Annotated in this window: 20 protein-coding genes and 2 riboswitches; of the genes, 13 read left to right on the top strand and 7 right to left on the bottom strand. The window is 28.6% G+C overall.

Features of this window, described 5'->3' with window-relative positions; translation table 11 throughout:
• Window positions 1-9 precede the first annotated feature (9 nt).
• The 4 genes from GIL12_RS04910 (at window position 10) to GIL12_RS04895 (ending at window position 5374) form a co-directional block, all read left to right on the top strand.
• The gene (locus GIL12_RS04910; protein WP_163469272.1) at window positions 10-936 is read left to right on the top strand and encodes an alpha/beta hydrolase; all 927 of its coding nucleotides are present in this window, start codon (window positions 10-12) and stop codon (window positions 934-936) included.
• 128 nt (window positions 937-1064) lie between these two features.
• Window positions 1065-2456, top strand: a complete 1392-nt coding sequence (locus GIL12_RS04905; protein WP_163469271.1) for a sodium/glutamate symporter — start codon at window positions 1065-1067, stop codon at window positions 2454-2456.
• Window positions 2457-2539: 83 nt separating this feature from the next.
• Entirely contained in the window at window positions 2540-4363 is a 1824-nt protein-coding gene (locus GIL12_RS04900) for a nitrilase-related carbon-nitrogen hydrolase (protein WP_163469269.1), read from the top strand.
• 144 nt (window positions 4364-4507) lie between these two features.
• Window positions 4508-5374: a DMT family transporter gene (locus tag GIL12_RS04895; protein WP_163469268.1), complete on the top strand. Its 867-nt coding sequence runs from the start codon at window positions 4508-4510 to the stop codon at window positions 5372-5374.
• Between the two features lie 31 nt (window positions 5375-5405).
• Here GIL12_RS04895 and GIL12_RS04890 read toward each other — a convergent pair whose 3' ends face one another.
• Both GIL12_RS04890 and metF read right to left on the bottom strand, forming a co-directional pair.
• Window positions 5406-8738, bottom strand: coding sequence for a homocysteine S-methyltransferase family protein (locus tag GIL12_RS04890; protein ID WP_163469266.1), 3333 nt, complete (start codon window positions 8736-8738; stop codon window positions 5406-5408).
• A 9-nt stretch (window positions 8739-8747) separates the two neighbouring features.
• Complete coding sequence (gene metF, locus GIL12_RS04885) at window positions 8748-9614, bottom strand: methylenetetrahydrofolate reductase [NAD(P)H] (protein ID WP_163469264.1); 867 nt, start codon at window positions 9612-9614, stop codon at window positions 8748-8750.
• A 53-nt stretch (window positions 9615-9667) separates the two neighbouring features.
• Window positions 9668-9774, bottom strand: a riboswitch (SAM riboswitch).
• 123 nt (window positions 9775-9897) lie between these two features.
• On the opposite strand from metF, the gene GIL12_RS04880 reads away from it, so the two are divergent.
• The gene (locus GIL12_RS04880; RefSeq protein ID WP_163469262.1) at window positions 9898-10362 is read left to right on the top strand and encodes a TspO/MBR family protein; all 465 of its coding nucleotides are present in this window, start codon (window positions 9898-9900) and stop codon (window positions 10360-10362) included.
• Between the two features lie 78 nt (window positions 10363-10440).
• Here the strand turns inward: GIL12_RS04880 and GIL12_RS04875 are convergent, their stop codons facing one another.
• The 4 genes from GIL12_RS04875 to GIL12_RS04860 all read right to left on the bottom strand — a co-directional run bounded on the left by GIL12_RS04875 (window position 10441) and on the right by GIL12_RS04860 (window position 14885).
• On the bottom strand, window positions 10441-10740 hold the full coding sequence (locus GIL12_RS04875) for an HU family DNA-binding protein (RefSeq protein ID WP_163469261.1): 300 nt from the start codon (window positions 10738-10740) through the stop codon (window positions 10441-10443).
• Window positions 10741-10825: 85 nt separating this feature from the next.
• Window positions 10826-13282 (bottom strand): heavy metal translocating P-type ATPase, encoded by a 2457-nt coding sequence (locus GIL12_RS04870; RefSeq protein WP_163469259.1) that lies wholly within the window; start codon window positions 13280-13282, stop codon window positions 10826-10828.
• Between the two features lie 14 nt (window positions 13283-13296).
• The gene (locus GIL12_RS04865) at window positions 13297-13563 is read right to left on the bottom strand and encodes a metal-sensing transcriptional repressor (RefSeq protein WP_163469257.1); all 267 of its coding nucleotides are present in this window, start codon (window positions 13561-13563) and stop codon (window positions 13297-13299) included.
• Between the two features lie 125 nt (window positions 13564-13688).
• A complete protein-coding gene (locus GIL12_RS04860; RefSeq protein ID WP_163469256.1) occupies window positions 13689-14885 on the bottom strand; it encodes a M20 family metallopeptidase in 1197 nt (398 codons plus the stop codon).
• Window positions 14886-15036: 151 nt separating this feature from the next.
• Window positions 15037-15210: riboswitch (Lysine riboswitch) on the top strand.
• A gap of 108 nt (window positions 15211-15318) precedes the next feature.
• Here GIL12_RS04860 and GIL12_RS04855 point away from each other — a divergent pair.
• The 8 genes from GIL12_RS04855 (at window position 15319) to GIL12_RS04820 (ending at window position 23351) form a co-directional block, all read left to right on the top strand.
• A complete protein-coding gene (locus tag GIL12_RS04855) occupies window positions 15319-16524 on the top strand; it encodes an aspartate kinase (protein ID WP_163469254.1) in 1206 nt (401 codons plus the stop codon).
• 155 nt (window positions 16525-16679) lie between these two features.
• Entirely contained in the window at window positions 16680-17567 is an 888-nt protein-coding gene (dapA, locus tag GIL12_RS04850; protein ID WP_163469252.1) for a 4-hydroxy-tetrahydrodipicolinate synthase, read from the top strand.
• On the top strand, window positions 17558-18253 hold the full coding sequence (gene dapB / locus GIL12_RS04845; RefSeq protein WP_163469251.1) for a 4-hydroxy-tetrahydrodipicolinate reductase: 696 nt from the start codon (window positions 17558-17560) through the stop codon (window positions 18251-18253). The genes dapA and dapB overlap by 10 nt, the downstream gene beginning before the upstream one ends.
• A 13-nt stretch (window positions 18254-18266) precedes the next feature.
• A complete protein-coding gene (gene dapD, locus GIL12_RS04840; protein ID WP_163469249.1) occupies window positions 18267-18971 on the top strand; it encodes a 2,3,4,5-tetrahydropyridine-2,6-dicarboxylate N-acetyltransferase in 705 nt (234 codons plus the stop codon).
• Between the two features lie 21 nt (window positions 18972-18992).
• On the top strand, window positions 18993-20129 hold the full coding sequence (locus GIL12_RS04835) for a pyridoxal phosphate-dependent aminotransferase (protein WP_163469248.1): 1137 nt from the start codon (window positions 18993-18995) through the stop codon (window positions 20127-20129).
• Window positions 20130-20419: 290 nt separating this feature from the next.
• A complete protein-coding gene (locus GIL12_RS04830; RefSeq protein WP_163469247.1) occupies window positions 20420-21127 on the top strand; it encodes a transporter substrate-binding domain-containing protein in 708 nt (235 codons plus the stop codon).
• A gap of 2 nt (window positions 21128-21129) precedes the next feature.
• A complete protein-coding gene (locus GIL12_RS04825) occupies window positions 21130-22188 on the top strand; it encodes an iron-containing alcohol dehydrogenase (protein ID WP_163469245.1) in 1059 nt (352 codons plus the stop codon).
• A gap of 17 nt (window positions 22189-22205) precedes the next feature.
• Window positions 22206-23351 (top strand): aminotransferase class I/II-fold pyridoxal phosphate-dependent enzyme, encoded by a 1146-nt coding sequence (locus GIL12_RS04820; protein WP_163469243.1) that lies wholly within the window; start codon window positions 22206-22208, stop codon window positions 23349-23351.
• A 74-nt stretch (window positions 23352-23425) separates the two neighbouring features.
• Here GIL12_RS04820 and GIL12_RS04815 read toward each other — a convergent pair.
• Window positions 23426-23542 (bottom strand): cation:dicarboxylate symporter family transporter (locus GIL12_RS04815; RefSeq protein WP_163469242.1); only part of this gene is annotated, 117 nt, incomplete at its 5' end.

Raw genomic sequence — 23542 nt, 5'->3', positions numbered from 1 at the left:
GTGATGTAAATGAAACAAAAAGATGTAATTTTTTACAGTGAAGGTGACAAAGTTTTAGGATCTATTTATTACCCAGATGACTATAAAGAAGGGGAAAAAAGACCAGTAATTATCGCTAACTCAGGATGGACAGGAATCAAAGTAGTTTACCCTGAATTATTCTCAAGAAACTTAGTAAAAAAAGGTTATATTTGTATAGGATTTGATTATAGAGGATTTAAACCAACTGAAGGAATAGCTAAATACACTACACTAGAAAGGGAAGTTGAAGATATTTGTGCTGCTATTAATTTTGCTAAAGCTCAACCTGAGATTGATAAAGATAAAATAGGATTAATTGGTTGGGGAGTTGGAGGTGCAGTTTGTATAGAATGTGCTAGACGTGAACCAACAGTTAAAGTAATTGCCACACTTAATTCCTTTGTAGACGGTGATCGTTGGATGAGAATGGGTATGGGGAATGACAAATATCATAGAGCCCTTGAGATGTTAGAAGAGGATAAAATGACTAGAGCTACTACTGGGGACTTAGTTATGAGACATCCTTATGTTGCTTACCCTAACATCACTGAATCTGGAGACTTCTATGTGGATAACACTCTTAAAAAAATAAATGGTGGAGTAGATAAAATTGCTAACGGTGATGCTGGAGAAGCTTTTCCTACTGCAATGTCCACAGCAATAGCAGATTCTTTCTTTAGATTTAATGTGGAAGATGCTTTAAAAAGACTTAAATGTGGTGTATTTGTAGGACATGGAAAATATAATGAACTTCACGACAGAATAGAAGCTGATGAAGCATATAGAATTGCCAATGAACCTAAAGAATTGTATTTTGTTGAAGGAAAACATAATGAATGGATGTTTGATGAAGATCCTAAATTTTTAAACCTAATGGATGCATTAGATAATTTCTTTGCTAAATTTATTAAATAGATAAAACAATCTTGATAAAGCTAGAAATTTTAGCTTTATCAAGATATTGGATATTAATATTATTTTATCTATAACATTAAGATCTAATATTTTTTTATGTTTATACTACACAAAACAAGGGGGTTAAAATGAATTTTACACCGTATTCAATGTTATTAGATTTCAGTATTATGTCAGGCCTTTTATTTGTTGCACAAATTATGAGAAGTAAAATAAAATTTTTACAAAATTATTATATTCCTTCTTCACTTGTAGCAGGTTTTCTAGGATTATTTGGAGGCCCACAATTTTTAAATATTTTACCATTTAGTGGTAAAACAGGATCTTATCCTTATTTATTAGTTTGTGTTTTATTTGCTGGTATTTTTTTAGGTAAACAAGAAAAATTTAATTTTAAAGAAACAGTTAACAAAGTAGGAGATACATTTTTAATAAATATGTCTAGTGAAATATTATGTTTCGGATTAGCCTGTTTAGTAGGTGGTGGATTAGTAATACTATTGTTCCCAAATGTATTTTCTGAAATAGCTGTTTTACTTCCTGCAGGATTCATGGGTGGACATGGTTATGCTGCAGCTATTGGTGGAACTATTAATACATTATTAGATAGAACTGATGGGGTTATAATAGGTCAAACCTTTGCAACTTTAGGGCTTCTAAGTGGAATTTTTGGAGGAATAATTTGTATTAACTATGCTACTAGAAAAGGAGCTACAAGGTTAGTTAAAAGTATAGGTTCATTACCTGAAGAATGTAAAACTGGAATGATCCCGCTAGAAAAAAGACAAACAATGGGAGATGAAACTATTCATCCTATGGCTATGGATCCATTAGCTTGGCATATTGGACTTATTCTTATGACTACAGGTATTGGATATGCTATTTACTATGCATATAAGCCATATTTTCCTAGAGTAGAAGTTCCCTTAATGTGTGTTACTATGATTGTTGGAGTTATTATTCAATCTATTTTAAATAGAACAGGATATGGAACATATGTTGATAAAAGAATAATTGATAGAACAGGAAGTGGAGTTACTGACTATTTAGTCGCTTTTGGAATTGCAACTATAAAATTATCAGTTGTACTTGAATTTATAGGACCTATATTAGTTCTTGTTACTGTTGGTATAGCTTGGCCATGTGTTTTAGTATTCTTTGTAGGTAGAAGATTATTTAGAAATTTCTGGTTTGAAAGATCCATCTTTATTTTTGGATATATAACTGGAGTTGTTGCAGTTGGCGTAACTCTTCTTAGAATTGTTGACCCTGAAATGAAAAGTGGAACATTAAGTGATTTTGGAACTGCCTATACTCTTCAATCTGTTGTAGAACTATTTATAGTTACTTTAGTTCCTGTTTTTGCAGTATCCATGGGAGTAATTCCAATTGGAGCTATTCTCGTTGCTATTGGTATAGCTATGCTTTTATTTTGTAAGTTTAAATATGGTTCTTATAAAATGCCAATGGATGAATTAAGAGAAGGAGAAGCAGAAATAATAGCTACTATTCTTGATTAATTAATAAAATAATATACCCTTAATAAAGATGGATTATAAATCCATCTTTATTATTAATTAAAAAATATAAAAGGAGAATTTACATGACCTATTCTAAAATAAAAAAAAATAGAATTTTTTATTTACTTATATTATGTACTCTTTTATCTCTTTTTTCTGCATGTTTTAAAAAAGAAGCTGATAAAAATATCTTACCATTTAAAGTAGCAAGCATTCAATTTAATCCTCAGTTAAATAAACTTGATCAAAATGTAAATGACTTATTAAAAGTAGCTGAAACTGCTTTTAAAAATGGAGCTAAACTGGTAGTTGCTCCTGAAATGTCTACAACAGGTTACTACTATAAAAATAGAAATTCTATCAAGCCATTTGTAGATTCTCTTCCTGGAAAAACTACAGATAAATTTTCAGAACTAACTAAAAAATACCAGACCTATATTATTTTTGGAATGCCAGAAGTAGATAGAACAACAGATTTATATTATAACTCTGCTGCATTAGTTGGACCAGATGGATATATTGGAAAATATAGAAAAACTCATCAATGGGAAAGTGAAGAACATTGGGCTGCTTGGGGAGATTTAGGAGTTCCTGTTTATAACACTAATTTAGGAAAAATTGCTATAAATATTTGTATGGATTCAGCATATTTTGAAAGTGCTCGTCTTGCTGGAATTCAAGGAGCTAACATACTTGCCTTCCCTACCAATTCATCAGCTCAAGCAATTTCTGCATTACCTGCAAGAGCTCAACAAAATGGAGTTTATGTAATAAGTGCTAATAGATCAAATACAGAAAATGGATTTCATATGATAGGTGGTAGCGCAATTTTGACACCTAAAGGTAAAAAATTAAATGAAGCACCTGCATTAATGACAAAAGAAGAAGATGTAAATGAACCTACTATAATTTATGCAACTATTGATCCTAAAAAATATAATAATGAAAATAGAATTGCTTTAGAAAAAAGACGTCCTGAATTATATAAAGATTTGATGTTATATATTTCACCATGGGATTATACAAAAAACAATGACTCAAAAAAAATTATTGCTTCTTCTTTCCAGTATGAACCTACAGTAGGAAATAAAGAAACTAATAAAAATAAAATTTTTACATTAATAAAGAATGCAAAAAATAAAAATAATGATTTAAATCTTGTTATTTTGCCAGAACTTTCTTTAATCGGTCCAACTGATAATTTAACTTTAGGAGAAATTAAAAAACTTTCAGAAAAAATAGATGGCAATTCTTACTTATATTTTTCTAAATTGGCTAAGGATAACAATATATCTATCGTCTTTGGAATGATTGAAAATAAAGATGAAAAACTATATAATAGTGCTGTTTTAATTAATGAAAATGGTGAAACTATTGGTGTTTATCAAAAAACTCATTTAAATATATTTGATGAAAAATGGGCTACACCAGGAAATAACTTATCAGTTTTTAATTCAGAGAAATTAGGGAAAATTGGAATTTTAATTGGAGAAGATGTAATGTTCCCAGAAGCATCTGGAGTTTTAGCTATTAATAGAGCTGATATAATTGCTATTCCTTCAGCCTGGTATGGGCAGTATGGTAGTGATATGGAAATAAACGAAAATATTTCTGTTAATAAATATCCTAAAGGATCTATGACTTTATGGGATTCAACTGCCATAAGTTCTCAAGCTTATACTATCGTAGCTAACTTTGTAGGAACAGATAAGAATTATCAAGGAAGAAGTAGCCTTTATACTTTAGATCCTTTGTATGGACTTGACCAGCCTATTGTTGCTTCTAATGAAAAAGAAGAAGCTTTGATTTTTAGTTTTAAAACCTTACAAAATAAATGGTGGTTTAACCAAGAAAAATTAATTTCTTCAAGGAGAACACCTTATTATATGAAATTAATTGAAAAATAGTTAAAAAATCTCGAATTATATCGAGATTTTTTTATAAATTAATAGTGAATTTAATCATTTTATATGGTATCCTATAAATATTCAAAAATCAAGTAACATAAATAGTTCATTAAATAGTTCTATTTTATTATACAAGGAGATATTATGAATAAACTAAAACTTATTTTTGCTCTTGTGTTGTTTTCAACCCTTGGAGTTTTTGTAAAAAAAATAGATTTAACTTCTGGAAAAATAGCTTTTATTAGAGGAACTGTGGGATTTCTTTTTTTAATTTTTCTAACTATAATTGGCAACAAAAAAATAATTATAAAGCAAATCTTAGATAATAAAGAAAAAATTATTTCTTCTGGTTTTCTATTAGGATTAAATTGGATATTTTTGTTTCAATCATACAAATATACAACCCTTTCAATAGCAACTATTTCTTGCTATTGTGCTCCTATATTTATGATTATTTTTTCTATAATTTTCTTAAAAGAAAAACCTGACATAAAAAAAATTATTTGTGTTTTTGTTTCTATAATTGGAATGCTACTAATCTTCTATAATAGTAATAATCCAAATGACAATATTTCATATAATCATACTTTAGGGATATTTTTTGGTATATTAACTGCTATTTGTTACTCCAGTGTTATTATTATAAATAAATCTCTAAAGGATATTTCTTCCTTAGAGCAAACCTTAGGACAATTTTTTTCTGCTATTATTTTATTATTAGGATACATATCAATATTTGAAGACTTTAATTTTAAAGATTTAAATATAATATCATCAATAAATTTAATAATTATAGGAGTTGTTCATACAGGATTTGCTTTTTTTATATATTTTTCTGCTATTAAAAATATAAAGGGACAAAGTATTGCAATTTTAAGTTATATCACACCTATTTTTGCAGTTTTAATATCTGTTTTTTACTTAAAAGAGCCTATGAATATTTTCCAAATAGCTGGAGGTATTTTAATTTTAATCTCAACATTTGTAGCTGAACAAGTTGAGATTAAATAAAATAAAATATAATCAAATGATAGCTTTAGGTTTAAAAATAAAAGCTATCATTTGAAGAAAAATAAAAACCGCAAACACTAGTTAAAGGATACATTGAAAAATTCTCAGTTAAAATAGCATCTGTTTTCTCACTATCTAAAATATCAAAGACTACTCTTTTTAATGAATGATCTGGTATAGAATTATAACCTATAGCAGGTCTTATATTAATTTCCCACATTCTTTCACTTATATAATCTTGAAGATATTTAGAAGAACTTTCTGCTGCCTCCATTAATATTAAATTTTCTATTATTTTTTCGTATATTTTTTCTTGGAAAATATTACTCTTTACACTAATTAAAAACGCCCCTATATAATCTTTTTCGTTTAAAAAATCACTTAATGAAACCTTTGTGTTTTTATAACTAGATTTTACAAAATTAATTTTTGTTTCTTGTCCTTGGGCTAATATTTTAACTTGATCATTTTCTAGATTTTTTTCACAATTAAAAATTCCAAAGGTGGCTTTAGCAACAACTTTTTTTTCTTTCATAACATTGAAAATTTTCCTTATTTCTTCCAAGGTTTCCCTCTCAACCTTTGTTTTTCTAACTTTTAAATTTTCAAGAACAAAATTCCAATTTATATGCTTTTCTAATTTTTCTATAGGAATTTCCAAATAAAATTTTCCAAGGTTTTTAGGAACCTTTAACTTATTTTCGTATTTTTCTCTAACTTCACAAACTGGTTTTTTCATCTTTTTATTTTCATAATATGCTTCACTTAATTTTTTTAGTTCCTCATTTTTTTCAAATAAATATTTTTCTTTTTCTAGAGTATTTCCACAAATTTTAGAGACTAAAGAAAGTGTATCTAGAGCATCTGTAACATGAACTACTTTTTTTTCATAAAGAGGCTCTAGTTTTAATGCTGTATGAAGTTTTGATGTTGTGGCTCCTGCTACAAGTATTGGTATATTCATATTATTTTCATTAAAAAGCTTCAGAACTTTTTCCATTTCTTTTAAAGAAGGACTTATTAAACCACTTAATGTTACCACATCTGCATTAATTTCAACTGCTTTTTTATAAATTTCATCCTTAGAAACCATCACCCCTAAATCAAAAATTTCAAACCCATTACATTTTAAAACAGTGCCCACTATGTTCTTACCTATATCATGAACGTCTCCTGCCACTGTTGCCATTACAACCTTACCTTTAGATGTTACTTTTTCATTACGAGCAAGTAGGGGTGTTAATATATCAATAGCATTATTCATAACAGTTGCTGAACGTATTAGTTGTGGCAGATACAATTCACCTACTTCAAACATTTTTCCAACTTCTTCCATTCCACTCATTAATATTTCTTGAATTATAGTTAAAGGGGAATATTTTTTTAAAGCCTCTGCAATATCCTCTTGAAAAGTTGTACTTCCACCATAGATAAGTGCTTGTTTAATTTTACTTTCACAATCTTCTAATACAACTTTAGATTTCTTTACTTCGTTCTTTTTTAATGATAGAGTAAGTACATCATCTAATGAGTTTTCCTCTCCTAATATTAGAGACTCTATTATCCTTATCTCTTCCTCTGATAAAGCTGGAGCTTTTTCCCCTGGATTCATTATTGCAAAATTCATTCCAATTTTTTTAGCCCTATCTATGAACAATTTATGAATTGAAGCTCTCAATGAATTGTTCCCTCTAAAAGCAAAGGATAAATTACTAAGTCCTCCTACAATTCCAACAGGACCTAGATTATCTCTAATCCACTTAATTGTATTTAAATAATGCACCCCATTAAACCTATCACTTTCACTTCCTGTACCTATTGTTAAAATATTAGGATCAAATATTATTTCTGAATCTTCAAATCCTAATCTTTTTAATATTTTATACTCCCTTTCTATTATTTCAATTTTTCTTTCAAAATTAACCCCTTGACCTTTTTCATCAAAAGCCATAGCTACAACAGAGGCTCCATATTTTTTTATAATCAAAGCTTTTTCTATAAATTTTTCTTCCCCTTCTTTTAAACTAATGGAATTGATAATGGATTTTCCAGCAGTACTCTTAAGGGCTATCTCAATGGTTTTAAACTCTGAAGAATCAATCATTAATGGATATTTGGAAACTAAGGGATCATTTTGTAAAACCTTTAAATACTTTTCCATTTCAAGGGAAGAGTCAAGTAATCCATCATCTAAATTAATATCCAAAATATTTGCTCCATTTTTTATTTGATTTCTAGCTATCTCCAATGCTTTTATATAATTTTCTTCCTCTATTAATCTTTTGAAAAGTTTAGAACCTGCAACATTGTTTCTTTCTCCAACTGGAGAAAACTTACCTTTAAAATCATAAATTTCATTTCCAGATAAAATATAATTATGTTTTTTTTCTAGATTAAACTTTCTTGGCTCTTTATTCTTTGTGGCAGAAACTATTTCTTTAATGTGTTCAAAGCTAGTTCCACAACATCCACCTACAATATTTAAATGCTTCCCATCAATAAGTTCTCTTAGATAAGATACTGTTATTTGAGGAGTTTCATTGTATTTTCCCTCTTCATTTGGAAGACCTGCATTTGGATATAATGAAATAGGTTTATCTACAAATTTTCCTAATTTCTTTATAAGAGGAATTAAATCCTTTGCACCAAAAGAACAATTTAAACCAAAGGATATAATTGATTTTCTATCAAGGGCCACTGCTAAAGACTCCATGCTTTGTCCTGATAATAATTTTCCTTGTTTATTAACAGTCATTGAAATCATAATTGGTAAATTTATATTTTTGTATGCAAATACTTCCTCTGCAGCTAAAAGAGCTGCCTTTGCATTAAGTCCATCGAAAATAGTTTCTATTAAAACTATATCTATCCCCCCATTAACAAGTCCTAAAATTTGCTCATAATAGATTTCTTTTAAATAATCAAAAGTTAAGCTTCTTTCGTATGGAATATTTCCAACAGGTATTGAAAGACTTTTACTTGTTGGGCCTATTGACCCTGCTATAAATATTTTTTTCTTGTATTTTTCAAAAAATTTTGTTGTTGCTTCCTTTGCTAAAGCAGCGCTTTTCTTTGCTATTTCATATGCTTTTTCTTGAAGATTATATTCCCCTAATGAAATTCTATTTGCATTAAAAGAATTTGTCTCTATTATGTCTGCCCCAGCTTCCATGTATTTAAAATGAATATCTTTAATAATACTAGGGTTTGTTATATTTAAAATTTCATTGCAACCTTTTAAAAATGTTTTGTGATTTTTAAATGCTTCTCCTTTGAAATCTTCCTCTGTTAAATTATAGTTTTGTATTTCTGTCCCTGTTGCCCCATCAAGAACTAGTATTTTATTTTTTAATTTATCAAACATAATTACCTCCTAAAATGTTTCTCTTATTCTAGCAATATTTTCCATTATTTTCTTGGCAATTTCAGGCTTATTCATTGTGTATATATGAACTCCCTTAACATCTGAAGCAATTAGTTCAATTATTTGTTCTGTTGCATACCCAATTCCAGCTTCCTTTAAAGCCTCTGGATTGTCCTCATACTTATCTAATATTCTTTGAAGTTTTGGAGGAATTTTCGCTCCACAAAGAGATGTTATTTTTTTTATTTGCTTACTATTTGTAATTGGTATTATACCTGCTATAACTGGAATATTAATTTCCAACTTCTTTAATTTTTCTAAAAATTCAAAGAAATTATTATTGTCAAAAAACATTTGTGAAATTAAAAAATCTGTTCCTGATTCAACTTTCTTCTTTAAATTAAATAAGTCCAACAAATCATTATTTTCTTGATGAGTTTCTGAATAAACTGCTCCTCCAATACAATATTTATCCTTTAACTTTAAAAAATCAACTAAATCACTTGCATATTTAAAATCTCCCTTATCTAAATTTAAATATTCCTTTGGAGGATCTCCTCTTAAAGCTAAAATATTTTCAATATTATATTTTTCAAAGTCTTTTAATACATGTTCAATTTCTTTTTTGCTTGCTCCTATACAAGTTAAATGTGCCAATGAACAAATATTTTTACTTTGAATTTTTTCTGCAATTTCTGCTGTTTTTCTCATTCCTGATCCATTAGCTCCATAAGTTACACTTATAAAATCTGGACCAAGTTCTGATAATTTATCTATAACAGAGTAAACTTCTTCCAAAGAATAATATTTATTTGGTGGAAAAACTTCAAAGGATATAGTTGTCTTTTTTTTCTCAAATATTTCTTTTATTTTCATCTTTTCTCTCCCTTATAATAAAAAATCCTCACATCTTTTGATAGATGTGAGGAGTCTCATATGATATATTCGCCATCTATCAGGAATTAGCACCACACTTCTTTCAAAGTAGGTTGCTGAAGTCTCTTCGGGCCTGTCCCTCAACTTCTCTATATGGTATTTAATTTAAAACATTCTATCACAATGAATTATCAAAGTCAATTCTTTACAATTAATTTTGTAATATGACTTTCTTGATGTATAATACATATATAGATATTATTTTGATTTAAGGAGGATTTTTATGAAAAATTTTAAGCTATCTAAATTTATTTTATGCCTATTAATACCCACTCTTTTTGGAGGTATTTCAGGATTCTTTAATCAAAATTCAGTGGAGTTATATGAAAAACTTGTGCTTCCTGACTTTGCTCCCCCTTCATTTGTATTTCCACTAGTGTGGACTTTCCTTTATACTTTTATGGGAATAGGCCTTTATTTAATTCTTGAAAAAAGAAATCATAAATTAGCTGTAACTAGTTTTTATATTCAATTAACTTCTAATTTTATATGGCCATTTGTGTTTTTTAAATTTCATTTAATTGTTCCTGGTTTTTATTTACACATGTTCCTTTTATTAGCTGTTATATGGATGACTTTTAATTTCTTTAGATTAAATAAATTTGCAGGTATTTTACAAATACCTTATATTATTTGGTTAAGTTTTGCAGGATATTTAAATTATTATATTGTTTTACTCAATGCATAATTTTAGATATAAATAAAAAAAGATGAATCCTATATTTATAGAATTCATCTTTTTTATTGTTTACAGTATAATTATTTTTTACTTTGATTTCTTTTTTGTTTTTGATTTTGCAACTTTTTCTTCTAGAGATTTTCCTACTCTAAATTTAACAACTTTTTTTGCTTTTACTTGCATTTTTTCACCTGTTTGAGGGTTTCTAACTTCTCTTGCTGATCTTTCTGTTACTTCCCATTTACCCCAACCAACAAAACCTACTGAATTTCCTTTTTCTAAATTATCAGTTACAGTATCCAAAAATAAATTTACAAACTTTTCTGCATCTTTTTTTGCTATTTCGCCCTTTTCAGCAATATCCACTACAAACTCTTTTTTTGTCATAACCATCCTCCTAATAAATTATCTTAAGTATTACTATGGTTATAGCCCGTAAATGCTCTTTTGTAAAGCTTTTTTTCATTTTCTGTTAATTTATTTTAATAACTTTATATCCAGCTTCTTCAATAGTAGCTTTTAAAGTTTCATCTTTCACATTATCTAAAGCATTAAATGTTGCCATTTTACTTTCTAAATTAACAGACACATCTGTTACTCCTGAGATTCCATTTAATGCATCTGTAACATGTTTAACACAATGCATACAGCTCATTCCTTCTATTAATATTTCTTTTTTCATAATATCTCCTCCTATTTTAAATCTTTTTAATCTAAGTGCATTAGTTACAACAGATACAGAACTAAAACTCATAGCAGTACCTGCTATCATTGGATTTAATAATGGTCCTCCAAATAAATGTAATACTCCCATTGCAATTGGAATTCCTAAAACGTTATAACCAAATGCCCAAAATAAATTTTGTTTAATATTTTTAATAGTACTTCTACTAAGTAAAATAGCTGTAGGAACATCCATTAAATCACTTTTCATAAGAACGATATCTGCTGACTCAATGGCTACATCTGTACCACTTCCAATTGCTATTCCAATATCTGCCTGTGCCAAAGCTGGGGCATCATTAATTCCATCTCCAACCATTGCCACTTTTTTATTATTTTCTTGAAATTTTTTAACAGCCTTTGACTTATCCTCTGGAAGAACTTCTGCAAGAATTGTATCTATATTCACTTGCTTTCCAATAGCCTCTGCTGTTTTTTTATTATCTCCTGTTATCATTGCCACTTTAATTCCCATTTCATGAAGCTTTTCTATTGCTCTCTTACTATTTTTTTTAACTGTATCTGCCACTGCAATTATACCTGCAGCTTTAAAATCAATAGCTATATACATTGGAGTTTTACCCTCTGTAGCTAGTCTATCAGCAATGTCATCTAGTTGTTCCAAATCAATCTTTTTATCTAGCATAAGTTTTCTATTTCCAGCTAGAATATTCTTTCCATCTATCATAACTTGAATTCCATGACCTGGAATAGCTTCAAAGGAAGTTACTTCTTTAAATTCAACTCCATTTTCCACTGCGTCATTAACTATCGCTTCTCCAAGGGGATGTTCTGATCCCTTTTCTGCTGATGCAATTAATTGTAATAATTTTTCCTTCTTTGTATTTCCAATGGTTATAATATCTGTTAATTTAGGTTTTCCTTCTGTTATAGTTCCTGTTTTATCAAATATAACTATTTCTATTTCATGGGCTCTTTCTAAAGCTACACCACTTTTTATTAAAACTCCATTTTCAGCACCTTTTCCAGTTCCCACCATTATCGCTGTTGGAGTTGCTAACCCAAGAGCACAAGGACAGGCTATAACTAAAACTGCAATAAATATAGTTAATGAAAATTCAACTGACTCTCCCCCTATAAAATACCAAGCTAATCCAGATAGAAGAGCTAAACCAATAACTGTTGGAACAAAATATCCTGCTATAATATCTGCTAAATTAGCAATTGGAGCCTTTGAACCTTGGGCATTTTCAACTAATTTTATTATTTGAGCAAGAGTAGTATCTTCTCCTATTTTTGTTGCCTTATATTTTATAAATCCATTTTTATTAATACTTGCTCCTACTAAATTATCCCCTACATTTTTTTCTATAGGAATACTTTCTCCAGTAAGCATTGATTCGTCAACTGAAGTATGACCATCTATAATTTCCCCGTCAACTGGGAACTTTTCTCCTGGTTTTACAATTATTATATCTCCAACTTTAACCTCTTCAATTGGAGTAATTATTTCTCTATTATTTTTTATAACTACAGCTGTTTTAGGTGCTAAATCTATTAATTTTTTTATTGCTTCTGAAGTTTTCCCCTTGGAAACAGCTTCTAAATATTTCCCTAAAGAAATTAAAGTAATAATAACTGCTGCTGATTCAAAATATAAATTTTTTGCATAAAAAATGTTTCCATTTATAACCTGATAAACTGCATATACTCCATAAAGAAATGCTGCACCAGTACCTATAGCTATCAATGAATCCATATTAGGATTTCCTTTAACTAGAGTTTTAATCCCAACTGTATAAAATTTATATCCCAATATTACAACTGGTATTGTTAATATTAATTGAGATAAAGCAAAATTAATTGGACTAATATTAGGATTTAAAAAACCAGGTAATGGTAGACCAAACATATGTCCCATGGATATATACAAAAGAGGTATTGTAAATATAGCTAATATTATAAATCTTTTCCAGAAAATTTTCACTTCTTTTTCTTTTTCACTCTTATTCTCCTCAAAGGAAGGAGCCTCTTTTTCATTTAAAGCTGTATACCCTGCATCTTCTATAGCTTTTTTTAATTTCTCTTCTGAAAATACATTTTCATCAAAGGTAATATTTAAATTTTCTGTTGCTAAATTAACATTTGCCTCATTAACTCCTTCTAATTTTTTACTAACTTTTTCAACTGTTTTTGCACAAGCAGCACATGTCATTCCTTGAATTTTTAGTGTTTTATTTGTCATAATTATCCCTTTCCTTATTTTCCAATCATCTTAGTTAAAAGTTTTATTACTTCATCTATTTTTTCATCCTCATTATTATTTTCAAATGATTCTTTTACACAATGTTTCATATGCTGCTTAATTATTAATATATCAGCTTTTTTTAGAAGAGATTGAGAAGCTAAAATTTGATTTGAAATATCTATACAATATCTGTCTTCCTCTATCATTTTAATTGAAGCTTCCACTTGTCCTTTTGCTATCTTTAAAGTTTGTAACGCTTTCTTTCTTTCTTCATTCATTCTTCTTCCTCCTCTTGGCCCCCGTATAGGGGGGTACTAAAATAATACTATCACTATTTTTTATATTAGTCAACTAAAATAAAAAAGAGGGAAATTAAATTCCCTCTTTTTATAAAAAATCTTAATTAATTGTCATTATTTTTATTTAAATATTCATAGGCATTTAACAAATTCATAACCTGAACTTTTACTCCAATAGCAAGAGATTTTTCATCTATAGAAAATGATCCGTTATGAAGTGGTTTATTTTCTTTTGTTCTCATTCCAACTCCAAGATTAAAAAAAGCTCCTGGAACCTTATCTAAATAATAGGCAAAATCTTCAACTACCATTTCAGGAATTTTCTTTTCCTTAACATTTTTACTCTCTAGTACATTTTCTCCACTTTTCTTTACAATATCAACAAATTTGTCATTATTTATAAGAGCCATATAACTATCAATATATTCAACTTCCCCTACTGCTCCCATACCTTCGCATATTAATGTAACCATATTTTTTATTTTAGGTTTTACTGAGTCCCTTAATTTATTAGAAAGAGTTCTTATTACACCTTCTAATAAAACATCTCCAGTTATTACATTTTCTGTTTCTCCACCTATAATTTTTCCAAAACTTAAAACTAAAGATTCTCTTGAATCTATGCTTCTACTAACTATTGTTTGAAGAGCAGTTATTACTTGGGCTGCTACAACTATTGAGTCAACCCCTGTACTAGGATAAGCTCCATGACAACTTTTTCCTTTTATTCTTATTTTTATTCTTGTTGAAGCTGCATTCATAGGCCCATATTTAATTCCTATTTTCCCTGCACTTATTGAAGGATCCACATGTAATCCAAATATTCCATCTACATTTTCAAGAACACCTTCTTTAATCATAGGCAGTGCACCACCTGTTGTCTCCTCTGCAGGTTGAAATATTAATTTTACATTACAAGGTAATTCTTTAATATTTTCAGAAATAACCTTTGCTACACCAAGCAAAACACTCATGTGAGCATCATGTCCACAAGCATGCATTTTCCCCCTATGCTCTGACTTAAAGTCACATTCAGTCTCTTCCAAAATAGGGAGTGCATCCATGTCAGCTCTAAAGGCTAATGTTATATCTTTATTTTTACCCTCTATCTCTGCAACAATGCCACTTTTACCTATATTTTTTTTATAGTTTATCTTTAATTGGTCCAATGTATCACAAATTATTTCAGTTGTTTTTGGAAGAGAAAAATCTAATTCTGGATATTTATGTAATTTTCTTCTAATATTTACAACAAAATCCTCCACCCTATCTGCTGATTCTAAAAACGCATTTTTTTTCATGAACTCTCCTCCTATTTTTTCTTTCACCTAATTAAAACAAGTTTAATACAAAATAGCAACTAAATAAAATATATTCTATTTCATTATAACATTTATAGAATATATTGTTAATTTAATGAATATCCGTGTATAATATGCATTAATTAAATATAAACCAGATTGAGGAGCAGTTGACATTATTAACTATATGGAGTTTACCTAAAACTTTGAAATATAGTGAAAGGGAAAGTTGCCGAAGTATAAACTTTAGGTAAAGTTTATATTGGGAGTGTAATTAACAGTTGCACTACTGTCATTGAGTATTCAATGTTGTGCTTTCTGTTGTGTCTTACTAAAATTTTAGTATGAGCTTTAGTAGAAATTACTAGACCAACAGTTTGTTGACTGTTGGTTTTTTTATTTAATTAAATTTTATTACAAAGGAGATTTATAAATGAGAGTAGTGTTAAAGTACGGTGGTTCTAGTGTTGCAACAATTGATAAAATAAAAGCTATTGCCAAGTATATTATAAAATTAAAAGAAACTAAATATAGTGAGATAGTTGTAGTTGCTTCTGCAATGGGTAAAACTACCAATAAATTAATATCTCTTGCCAAAGATATTTCTGAAAATCCTGATCAAAGGGAATTGGATTCTCTTCTTTCAACTGGAGAACAACAAACTGTTTCTCTTATTTCAATGGCAATTAATTCAATGGGTTCAAGTGCTATTTCTCTAACAGGATCTCAAGCAAATATTCTAACTACTGGAGTTCATACAAAAAGTAAAATTAATAGTATTGATGCTGAAAAAATTAAATGTTATCTTAAAAAAGGTAAAATTGTTGTTGTAGCTGGTTTTCAAGGAATTAATGAAGATGGAGATATCACAACTCTTGGAAGAGGTGGATCTGACACTAGTGCAGTTGCACTAGCAGCAACATTACAGTGTGAATGTAGAATCTATACTGATGTTGACGGAATATATAGCGTTGATCCTAGAATTCATCCTGGTGCTAAATTTATAGAAAAATTATCCTATGAAGAAATGATGGAAATGTCTAATTTAGGAGCTGGAGTTATGGAAACTAGAGCTGTGGAAATAGGTAAAAAATACAATGTGCCTATCTTCGTTGGTAAATCTTTAAACGAATCAGGAGGAACTTATATTATGAATACAATTAATGATTTAGAGGAGAAATTAGTTACAGGAATAAGTGTTACAAAGGAAATTATTATTACTAGAATCTTAAATATTGGATATTCTAGTGAAAAAATAGCTGAAATATTCTCACTTGTAGATGCTGGGGGATTAAATATAAATATGATTACACAAAATATGACAAAGGATTGCCATGTTGACCTTTCTTTCAGTTGTAACTCTGATGAAAAATATTTATTAGAACAAGTTATTAGCAAAGTAAAAGCTAATATTCCAGAAGCTGAAGTTGACTATAATGATAATTTAGGTATGATTTCAATAGTTGGAGTTGGAATGATTAATAATTCAGGTATTGCTGGACGATTCTTTTCATCTTTAAGTAGAGCTAACATTAATTTTTATCAAGTAACTACTTCTGAAATAAGTGTCTCATCTAGTATTGATAGAGATTTAGTTGAGACTGCTGTAAAAGCTGTTGCTAAAGAATTTAATTTATAAAAAATTAGTTATAAATAACAGAATTGTATTTATTTACGTCAAATACTAAGTACCATTAATAATTTTCTACAATTTAATAAAAAAGAGCAACTATGAATACTGCTCAAATTATAAAATCACTTAATATATAAATAATCTAAACAGGAGGAATAAATATGACCTTATTTACAGGATCAGGAGTTGCAATTATTACACCATTTACAAATTCAATGGAGGTAAACTATCCTAAACTTAAAGAACTTCTAGAATTCCATGTTGAAAATAATACAGATGCTATTGTTATTAATGGAACAACTGGAGAATCTGCAACTATGACAGATGAAGAAAGCTTAGACGTAATTAGATTTACTGTTGACGTTATTAATAATAGAATTCCTGTTATTGCAGGAACTGGTTCAAATGATACTAGACATGCTTTGGAATTTAGTATTGCTGCTACAAAACTTGGAGTAGATGGATTATTAATTGTTACACCTTATTACAACAAAGGAAATGAGAATGGTATTTACAACCATTACAAATCCATTGCTGAAGCTGTTGATTGTCCAATCATTCTTTATAATGTACCTTCTAGAACAGGTGTTAATTTATCAATACCTCTTTTGAAAAAATTAGCTGAGATTGATAATATTATTGCAATTAAAGAAGCTAGTGGAAATATTTCATATGCTGCTGAAATTGCTAGAGTAGTACCTTCCCTTACAATTTATTCTGGTAATGATGACATGGTTATTCCTTTGTTATCCCTTGGAGCAAGAGGTGTTATTTCTGTTTCAGCTAATATAATACCTAAAATAACTCACGAAATGGTTATTTCATTTTTAAATAGTGACATAAATAAAGGAATGAGATTACAATTAGATTATAATGGTTTAGTAAATGCTTTATTTATTGAAACAAACCCTATCCCAATAAAAGATGCTATGAATTTTTTAGGATATGAAGTTGGTCCTTGCAGATTACCTCTTGGGGAAATGTTTGAAGAAAATAAACTAACTTTACATAAAATATTAAATGAATATGGAGTTGAAAAATGGATATAATTATACACGGAACAGGAGCTATGGGAAAAGAAGTTTCTAATTTAATCGCAGATGATAAAAATCTAAATTTAAGTGGTTTTGCAGATGAATTAACAAATGAAAAGGGAAATGTAATTATTGATTTTTCTCATTTTTCTAGGTTAAATTCACTTCTTGACTATGCTAAAAATAACAAACTTCCACTAGTTATTGCAACTACTGGATATGATAATGAAACTTTAGAAAAATTAAAGGAATTCTCAAAAGAAATACCTATTCTTTTATCTTCTAATATGTCTCTTGGAGTTAATTTAATGCAAGATATCCTTAAGAAAATTGTACCTGTATTATATGGAAAATATGACATTGAAGTTATTGAAAAACATCACAATAAAAAGGTAGATTCACCTAGTGGAACTGCTAAAAGTATTTTGGAAGTTATTGAAAATGGTTGCCAAGATAAAATGATAGAACAATATGGTAGAGAAGGTATTAAGAAAAGAGAAAAAAATGAAATTGGAGTGCATGTTGTTAGAGGAGGAACTATAGTTGGAGAACATTCTGTTTTATTCTGTGGTAATGATGAAATAATTGAAATAAAACATACAGCAATGTCTAAAAAAATATTTGCTGAAGGTGCTTTAACTGCTGCTAAATTCTTAGCTAATAAACCTGCTGGACTTTATTCTATGAAAGATATATTTTAATTGGAGGAAATCAATGAACAAATTAAACACTGCTGAAGAAATAATCGCATTTATAAAAAACTCAACAAAAAGTACACCTGTAAAAGCATATATCAATGGAGACCTAGACAATTTAAAAACAACTGCAAAAGTTTTTAAAGGAGAAGGTTCTTATATCTTAATTGGAGAATCTGAAGAAATATCTAGAGTATTGGAAGAATACAAAGATATGATCACAGAATTTCATATTGAAAATGACAGAAGAAATTCTGGAGTTCCTACTCTTGACCTTAGAAATATAAAAGCAAGAATAGAACCTGGAGCTGTTATAAGAGATAAAGTTACCATTGGAGATAATGCAGTTATCATGATGGGAGCTGTTATAAATATTGGGTCTATAATTGGAGAAAATACAATGATAGACATGGGGGCTATCCTAGGGGGTAGAGCTACTGTTGGAAAAAATTGTCATATTGGAGCTGGCGCAGTTTTAGCTGGAGTTATTGAGCCTTCTTCTGCAACGCCTGTAATAGTTGAAGACAATGTTTTAATTGGTGCTAATTCTGTAGTTATTGAAGGAATTAGAATTGGAAAAGGAGCCGTTGTTGGAGCTGGATCTATAGTATTACAAGATGTTCCTGCAGGAGCTGTTGTTGGAGGAAATCCCGCTAAAATAATAAAAACAGTTGATGATAAAACTTTAGGAAAAACTCAACTTGTTGAAGACTTAAGAAAATAATCTTAAGCAAAGGAGACATAAATGGAAATAAATAAAGTAGTTAGTGGTTTACAATATTCTTTAATTAGAGCATTAAAAGAAGAAGCTCTAAATTATTCAAATGTTATAGATTTAACTGTAGGTGAACCTGATTTAGAAACACCTGAGGAAATTGTAATAGGAGCATTTGAAAAAGCTAAAAAAATAAAACTTGGATATCCACCAACAGGTGGAGGAGAAAGCATTCGTTCTCTCATTGCCAACCATTATAATAAAAAATATAATACATCATATAAAACTGATAATGTCATTGTAAATGTAGGGGCTTCAGAGGCTATCTCTTCTTGCTTTAGAACTATACTTAACCCAGGGGATGAAGTAATTGTACTTGCTCCATATTATGCAGGTTATCCTCCTATGATTGAACTTTGTTATGCAAAGCCTGTACCAATTGATATATCAAAACATGATTTTGTTTTAACCCCTGAAGTTTTAGAAAAGTATATAACTAATAAAACAAAGGCCGTACTATTTTGCAACCCTTGTAATCCCACAGGAAATGTTATGGGATATGAAGAAATGAAAAATCTTGCTGACTTTTTAGCAGGAAAAGATTTATTCGTAATTTCTGACGAAATTTACAGTGAACTTGCCTTTGAAGAATTTTATTCTTTTGGTTTATTTAAAAATCTAAAAGATCAACTTATTATTATAAATGGATTTTCAAAATCTCATTCTATGACTGGTTGGAGAATAGGTTATACTATTTTCCCACTTGAATATAGAAAAAACTTTTTAAACACAACTCTTTATACATTAAGTTCCCCAATGGCTGTTTCAATACTTGCAGGAGAAGTTGCCATGGAAAAATTTGATGACAGAAGTGAATTTAAAAATGTTTATAAAAAAAGAGCTCTTTATTTATATGAAGAGTTTAAAAAATTAGGACTTGATCCAGTTAAACCTAAAGGAGCTTTCTATATTTTTGTTAATTATTCTAAAATTTCAAAGTTAAAATCTTATGATTTTGCTATTGATTTACTTAAAAAATCAAAGATTGCCCTAGTGCCAGGTGTAGCCTTTGGTGTAGAAAATTATTTTAGAATATCTTCTATCTACGATCTCCCTATCTTAGAAGAAGTAGTTAACAGATTAAAAAAATATATAGAAGAAAACTAAAAAATGCGGTTAATCCGCATTTTTTTCTTTATCTTTTTATTGACTTTTCCTCTTATTTATATTATAATCATTTCAACTAAATTGAAGGAGGATTATTATGAAGCTAAGGAGCCTAAGGAGTATATTAAAATTTAATGTTAATATTAATTTGTATTCCTATGGAAAAATTTCTTAATTTATAATTTTAATTTTGTTTCAATTTTTATTTATTAATTTTGTAATTATAGACATTTATTCTTTTAACTAGGATAATTGTCTTTTTTTTTTATTTATTTTAAGGAGGAACCACTATGAAAAAATTTATAATCTTTATACTGTCTATTATCACTTTTACCTTTTCCTTTGGAAGTTCAAAACTATATATTGGAACAAATGCTGAGTATCCACCATTTGAATATATGGAAAATAATAAAATTTCAGGATTAGACGCTGATATTATAACTGAACTAACAAAGAGAATGGGAGTTGAATACAAATGGTCTAATATGTCCTTTGACGGTTTAATTCCAGCTCTTCAAACTAACAAACTTGACCTTGTTATTGCAGGAATGAGCATCACTCCACAAAGAGCTAAAGCTGTTAACTTTTCAGTGCCTTATCTTTCTTCTGAAGTTGCCTTTATAGGAAGTAAAAGTAATCCTATAAATTCAATTGCTGAATTGGAAGGGAAAACTTTTGGAGCAGAACTTGGTACAACTAAAGAGGCAAGTGCTAAAAAAATTAAAAATTCAAAAGTAATTCCTTTTAATGGTAATACACCTGCCCTTGTAGCTTTAAAAGCTGGGAAAATAGATGCTATGGTAGTTGATAAAAGTGTTGGAGATAACTATGTTTCTCACAATAAAGATCTAATGTTAATTGGAACTTTAGCTGGAGAACCTAAAGCAATAGCTGTTAACAAAAAATATCCAGAACTTCTTGAAAAAGTAAATACTGCTTTAAGCGAAATGTTAAAAGATGGAACTATTTCCAACTTAAGAAAAAAATATGGAGTGTAAAAATGGAAGAAAACTTTAATTTTACAAATTATTTTGTTAATAACCAAATTTGGGAAACATTAAAAAAAGAAATAAAAGATTTTAATAATATTCTAATTGTAACTGGTGAAAAATCATTTAATGCTATTAAAGAAAAATTTTTACCAATACTAGAAAATAAAAATTATACATTAAAAAAATACCTTGGAGAATGTTCTTATGAGCATTCTCAAGACATTATTGATTCAATTTCCACAGAAAATTTTGATCTTGTTATTGCTGCAGGAGGAGGAAAAGCTGTTGATACAGGAAAAATTATAGCTTCTAAAATAAATGTAGAACTCTTTGCCATCCCTACAATAGCCTCAACTTGTGCTAGTACTTCTGCTGTTTCTGTGGTATATAATAACGATCATTCATTTAAAGATTTATATTTTCTTAAAACTCCTCCAAACAAAGTTTTTATAGACTTAGAGACTATAAATAACGCACCTAATCAATATTTATGGGCTGGAATAGGGGACACTTTAGGAAAATACTATGAAGTTAATTTAAAAAAAGAAAATTTAAGTAAAGAAAACTCAAAAATTAATTTTCCAAGTCTAATGGGGATAGAACTTGCTAATAATTGTAAAAACATTATTCTAGATAATTCAAAAATAGCATATTTTGAATCTGAAATAACAGAGGAATTTAAACAAGTTGTTCTTACTATTATAGTTAACACTGGTATGGTTTCTAATTTAGTTGACGAATTTTTCAATGGAGGAATAGCTCATTCAGTTTTTTATGGACTTACAACTTTACCAAGTGTTGAAAAAGATCATCTTCATGGGGAAGTTGTTGCTTTTGGTATTTTAGTTCAACTTTTAATTGAAGAAAAACATGAAGAATATAATCTCCTTTTAGATTTTTATAAAAATTTAAAATTACCTATATCCTTAGAAGAGATTGTACCTTTAGAGGACTTTTTAAAGGAAGAAAATGAAATATTAAAGAATATACTAAATTCTCCAGATATTATTGATTTTGACTTTAATATTAATGAAACAAATTTAAAAAATGCTCTACTTTATAAATAATTTACTAGGAGGTCCGTATGAATAATTTTATTGCAAAGAGATTTAAAAACATGACCCATTCAATGGGTAGTAATACTTTTAATAAAAACTGTAAATATTCACCTATTAATTTGGGAATTGGAGACTTAGATATTACAACTGATAAAATAGTAATAGAAAAAGCTATGAAAGATGCTCTCAATGGACATACACACTACACTGATCCCTATGGTTATCCTGAATTGAGAGAGGAGATTTGTAACTATCATAGAACTAATTTTAACAACTATAATTTTTCAATGGAAAATGTTTTAGTTGTTACTGGAGCTTGCCACGCTATCTATCTTTTAATAAATTCAATTACTAATCCTGGAGATGAAATTGTTGTTCTAGCACCATTTTTCCCAGTATACGCAGATGCTATTTCCCTTGCAAATGGAATTACTAAAGTGGTTGAAACAAAATTTTCAAATAATTTCCAAATTATCAAAGAGGATTTAGAAAAAAGTATTTCATCTAAAACAAAAGCAATTATAGTAAACTCTCCTTCTAACCCAACTGGAGTTTGTTATAATATTGAAAGTCTTAATATTATAAGAGAAATTGCAATAAAATATAATCTTCTTATTATAGCTGATGATGTTTATGATTTTTATACATATAATAATTCTTTTACCCCAATTTATACATTACCAGATATGAAAGAAAGAACTGTGAGCATCTGTAGCTTCTCTAAGGACTTTGCAATGACTGGATGGCGTATAGGTTATGCAATTGGTAGCAAGGATATAATTGACTGTATGAGCTTTATTAATGAAGCTATAATCTATAGTGCTCCAGCTATTTCCCAACGAGGTGCTCTTCATGCTATTAAAGATTTCAAAAGAATAAAAAAAGATATTGTTCCTATTTTTAAAGAAAGAGTTGATTATTCATATAATAGAATAAAAAATATTTCTTATCTAGATTGCTTTAAACCTCAAGGAGGAATATATTTGTTCATAAATATTGAAAAAACTAAAATGACTTCTGATGAATTTTCAAAATTTTTAGTTGAAAATTATGGAATTATGGTTATAAGTGGCAAGACTTTTGGTGGAGAAGGATTCATTAGAATAGCTTGTACTTTGGAAATACCTTTATTAAAAGAAGCTTTTGATCGAATGGAAAACATAAAATTTTAAAAAGAATCTGCCAACTTAAAATTTCTTATAAGTTGGCAGATTTTTATTTGATCACTATTCTATTTTTTTAATTACTATTTAATCTTACTTCCATATAATCCATTTAATATCATTGTTAATGCTCCATCTCCTGTTACGTTACAAGCAGTACCAAAACTATCTTGAAGAGCAAATATTGTTAACATTAATGC

Origin of the sequence: Fusobacterium sp. IOR10 (genome assembly GCF_010367435.1) — a bacterium.
In the GTDB taxonomy this organism is placed as follows: domain Bacteria; phylum Fusobacteriota; class Fusobacteriia; order Fusobacteriales; family Fusobacteriaceae; genus Fusobacterium_B.
Note: the sequence above shows the minus strand (reverse complement) of the source record. Positions and strands in the feature narration are given on the sequence as shown.

Bases quoted from the DNA above. Each gene is read 5' to 3' on its own strand.
- GIL12_RS04890 (WP_163469266.1), bottom strand. From the start codon at position 8,738: ATGTTTGATAAATTAAAAAATAAAATACTAGTTCTTGATGGGGCAACA.
- GIL12_RS04905 (WP_163469271.1), top strand. From the start codon at position 1,065: ATGAATTTTACACCGTATTCAATGTTATTAGATTTCAGTATTATGTCA.
- dapB (WP_163469251.1), top strand. From the start codon at position 17,558: ATGGATATAATTATACACGGAACAGGAGCTATGGGAAAAGAAGTTTCT.
- GIL12_RS04865 (WP_163469257.1), bottom strand. From the start codon at position 13,563: ATGAATGAAGAAAGAAAGAAAGCGTTACAAACTTTAAAGATAGCAAAA.
- metF (WP_163469264.1), bottom strand. From the start codon at position 9,614: ATGAAAATAAAAGAAATATTTGAGAAAAAAAAGACAACTATATCCTTT.
- GIL12_RS04875 (WP_163469261.1), bottom strand. From the start codon at position 10,740: ATGACAAAAAAAGAGTTTGTAGTGGATATTGCTGAAAAGGGCGAAATA.
- GIL12_RS04870 (WP_163469259.1), bottom strand. From the start codon at position 13,282: ATGACAAATAAAACACTAAAAATTCAAGGAATGACATGTGCTGCTTGT.
- GIL12_RS04820 (WP_163469243.1), top strand. From the start codon at position 22,206: ATGAATAATTTTATTGCAAAGAGATTTAAAAACATGACCCATTCAATG.
- GIL12_RS04880 (WP_163469262.1), top strand. From the start codon at position 9,898: ATGAAAAATTTTAAGCTATCTAAATTTATTTTATGCCTATTAATACCC.
- GIL12_RS04910 (WP_163469272.1), top strand. From the start codon at position 10: ATGAAACAAAAAGATGTAATTTTTTACAGTGAAGGTGACAAAGTTTTA.
- GIL12_RS04895 (WP_163469268.1), top strand. From the start codon at position 4,508: ATGAATAAACTAAAACTTATTTTTGCTCTTGTGTTGTTTTCAACCCTT.
- GIL12_RS04835 (WP_163469248.1), top strand. From the start codon at position 18,993: ATGGAAATAAATAAAGTAGTTAGTGGTTTACAATATTCTTTAATTAGA.
- GIL12_RS04825 (WP_163469245.1), top strand. From the start codon at position 21,130: ATGGAAGAAAACTTTAATTTTACAAATTATTTTGTTAATAACCAAATT.
- GIL12_RS04860 (WP_163469256.1), bottom strand. From the start codon at position 14,885: ATGAAAAAAAATGCGTTTTTAGAATCAGCAGATAGGGTGGAGGATTTT.
- GIL12_RS04855 (WP_163469254.1), top strand. From the start codon at position 15,319: ATGAGAGTAGTGTTAAAGTACGGTGGTTCTAGTGTTGCAACAATTGAT.
- dapA (WP_163469252.1), top strand. From the start codon at position 16,680: ATGACCTTATTTACAGGATCAGGAGTTGCAATTATTACACCATTTACA.
- dapD (WP_163469249.1), top strand. From the start codon at position 18,267: ATGAACAAATTAAACACTGCTGAAGAAATAATCGCATTTATAAAAAAC.
- GIL12_RS04900 (WP_163469269.1), top strand. From the start codon at position 2,540: ATGACCTATTCTAAAATAAAAAAAAATAGAATTTTTTATTTACTTATA.
- GIL12_RS04830 (WP_163469247.1), top strand. From the start codon at position 20,420: ATGAAAAAATTTATAATCTTTATACTGTCTATTATCACTTTTACCTTT.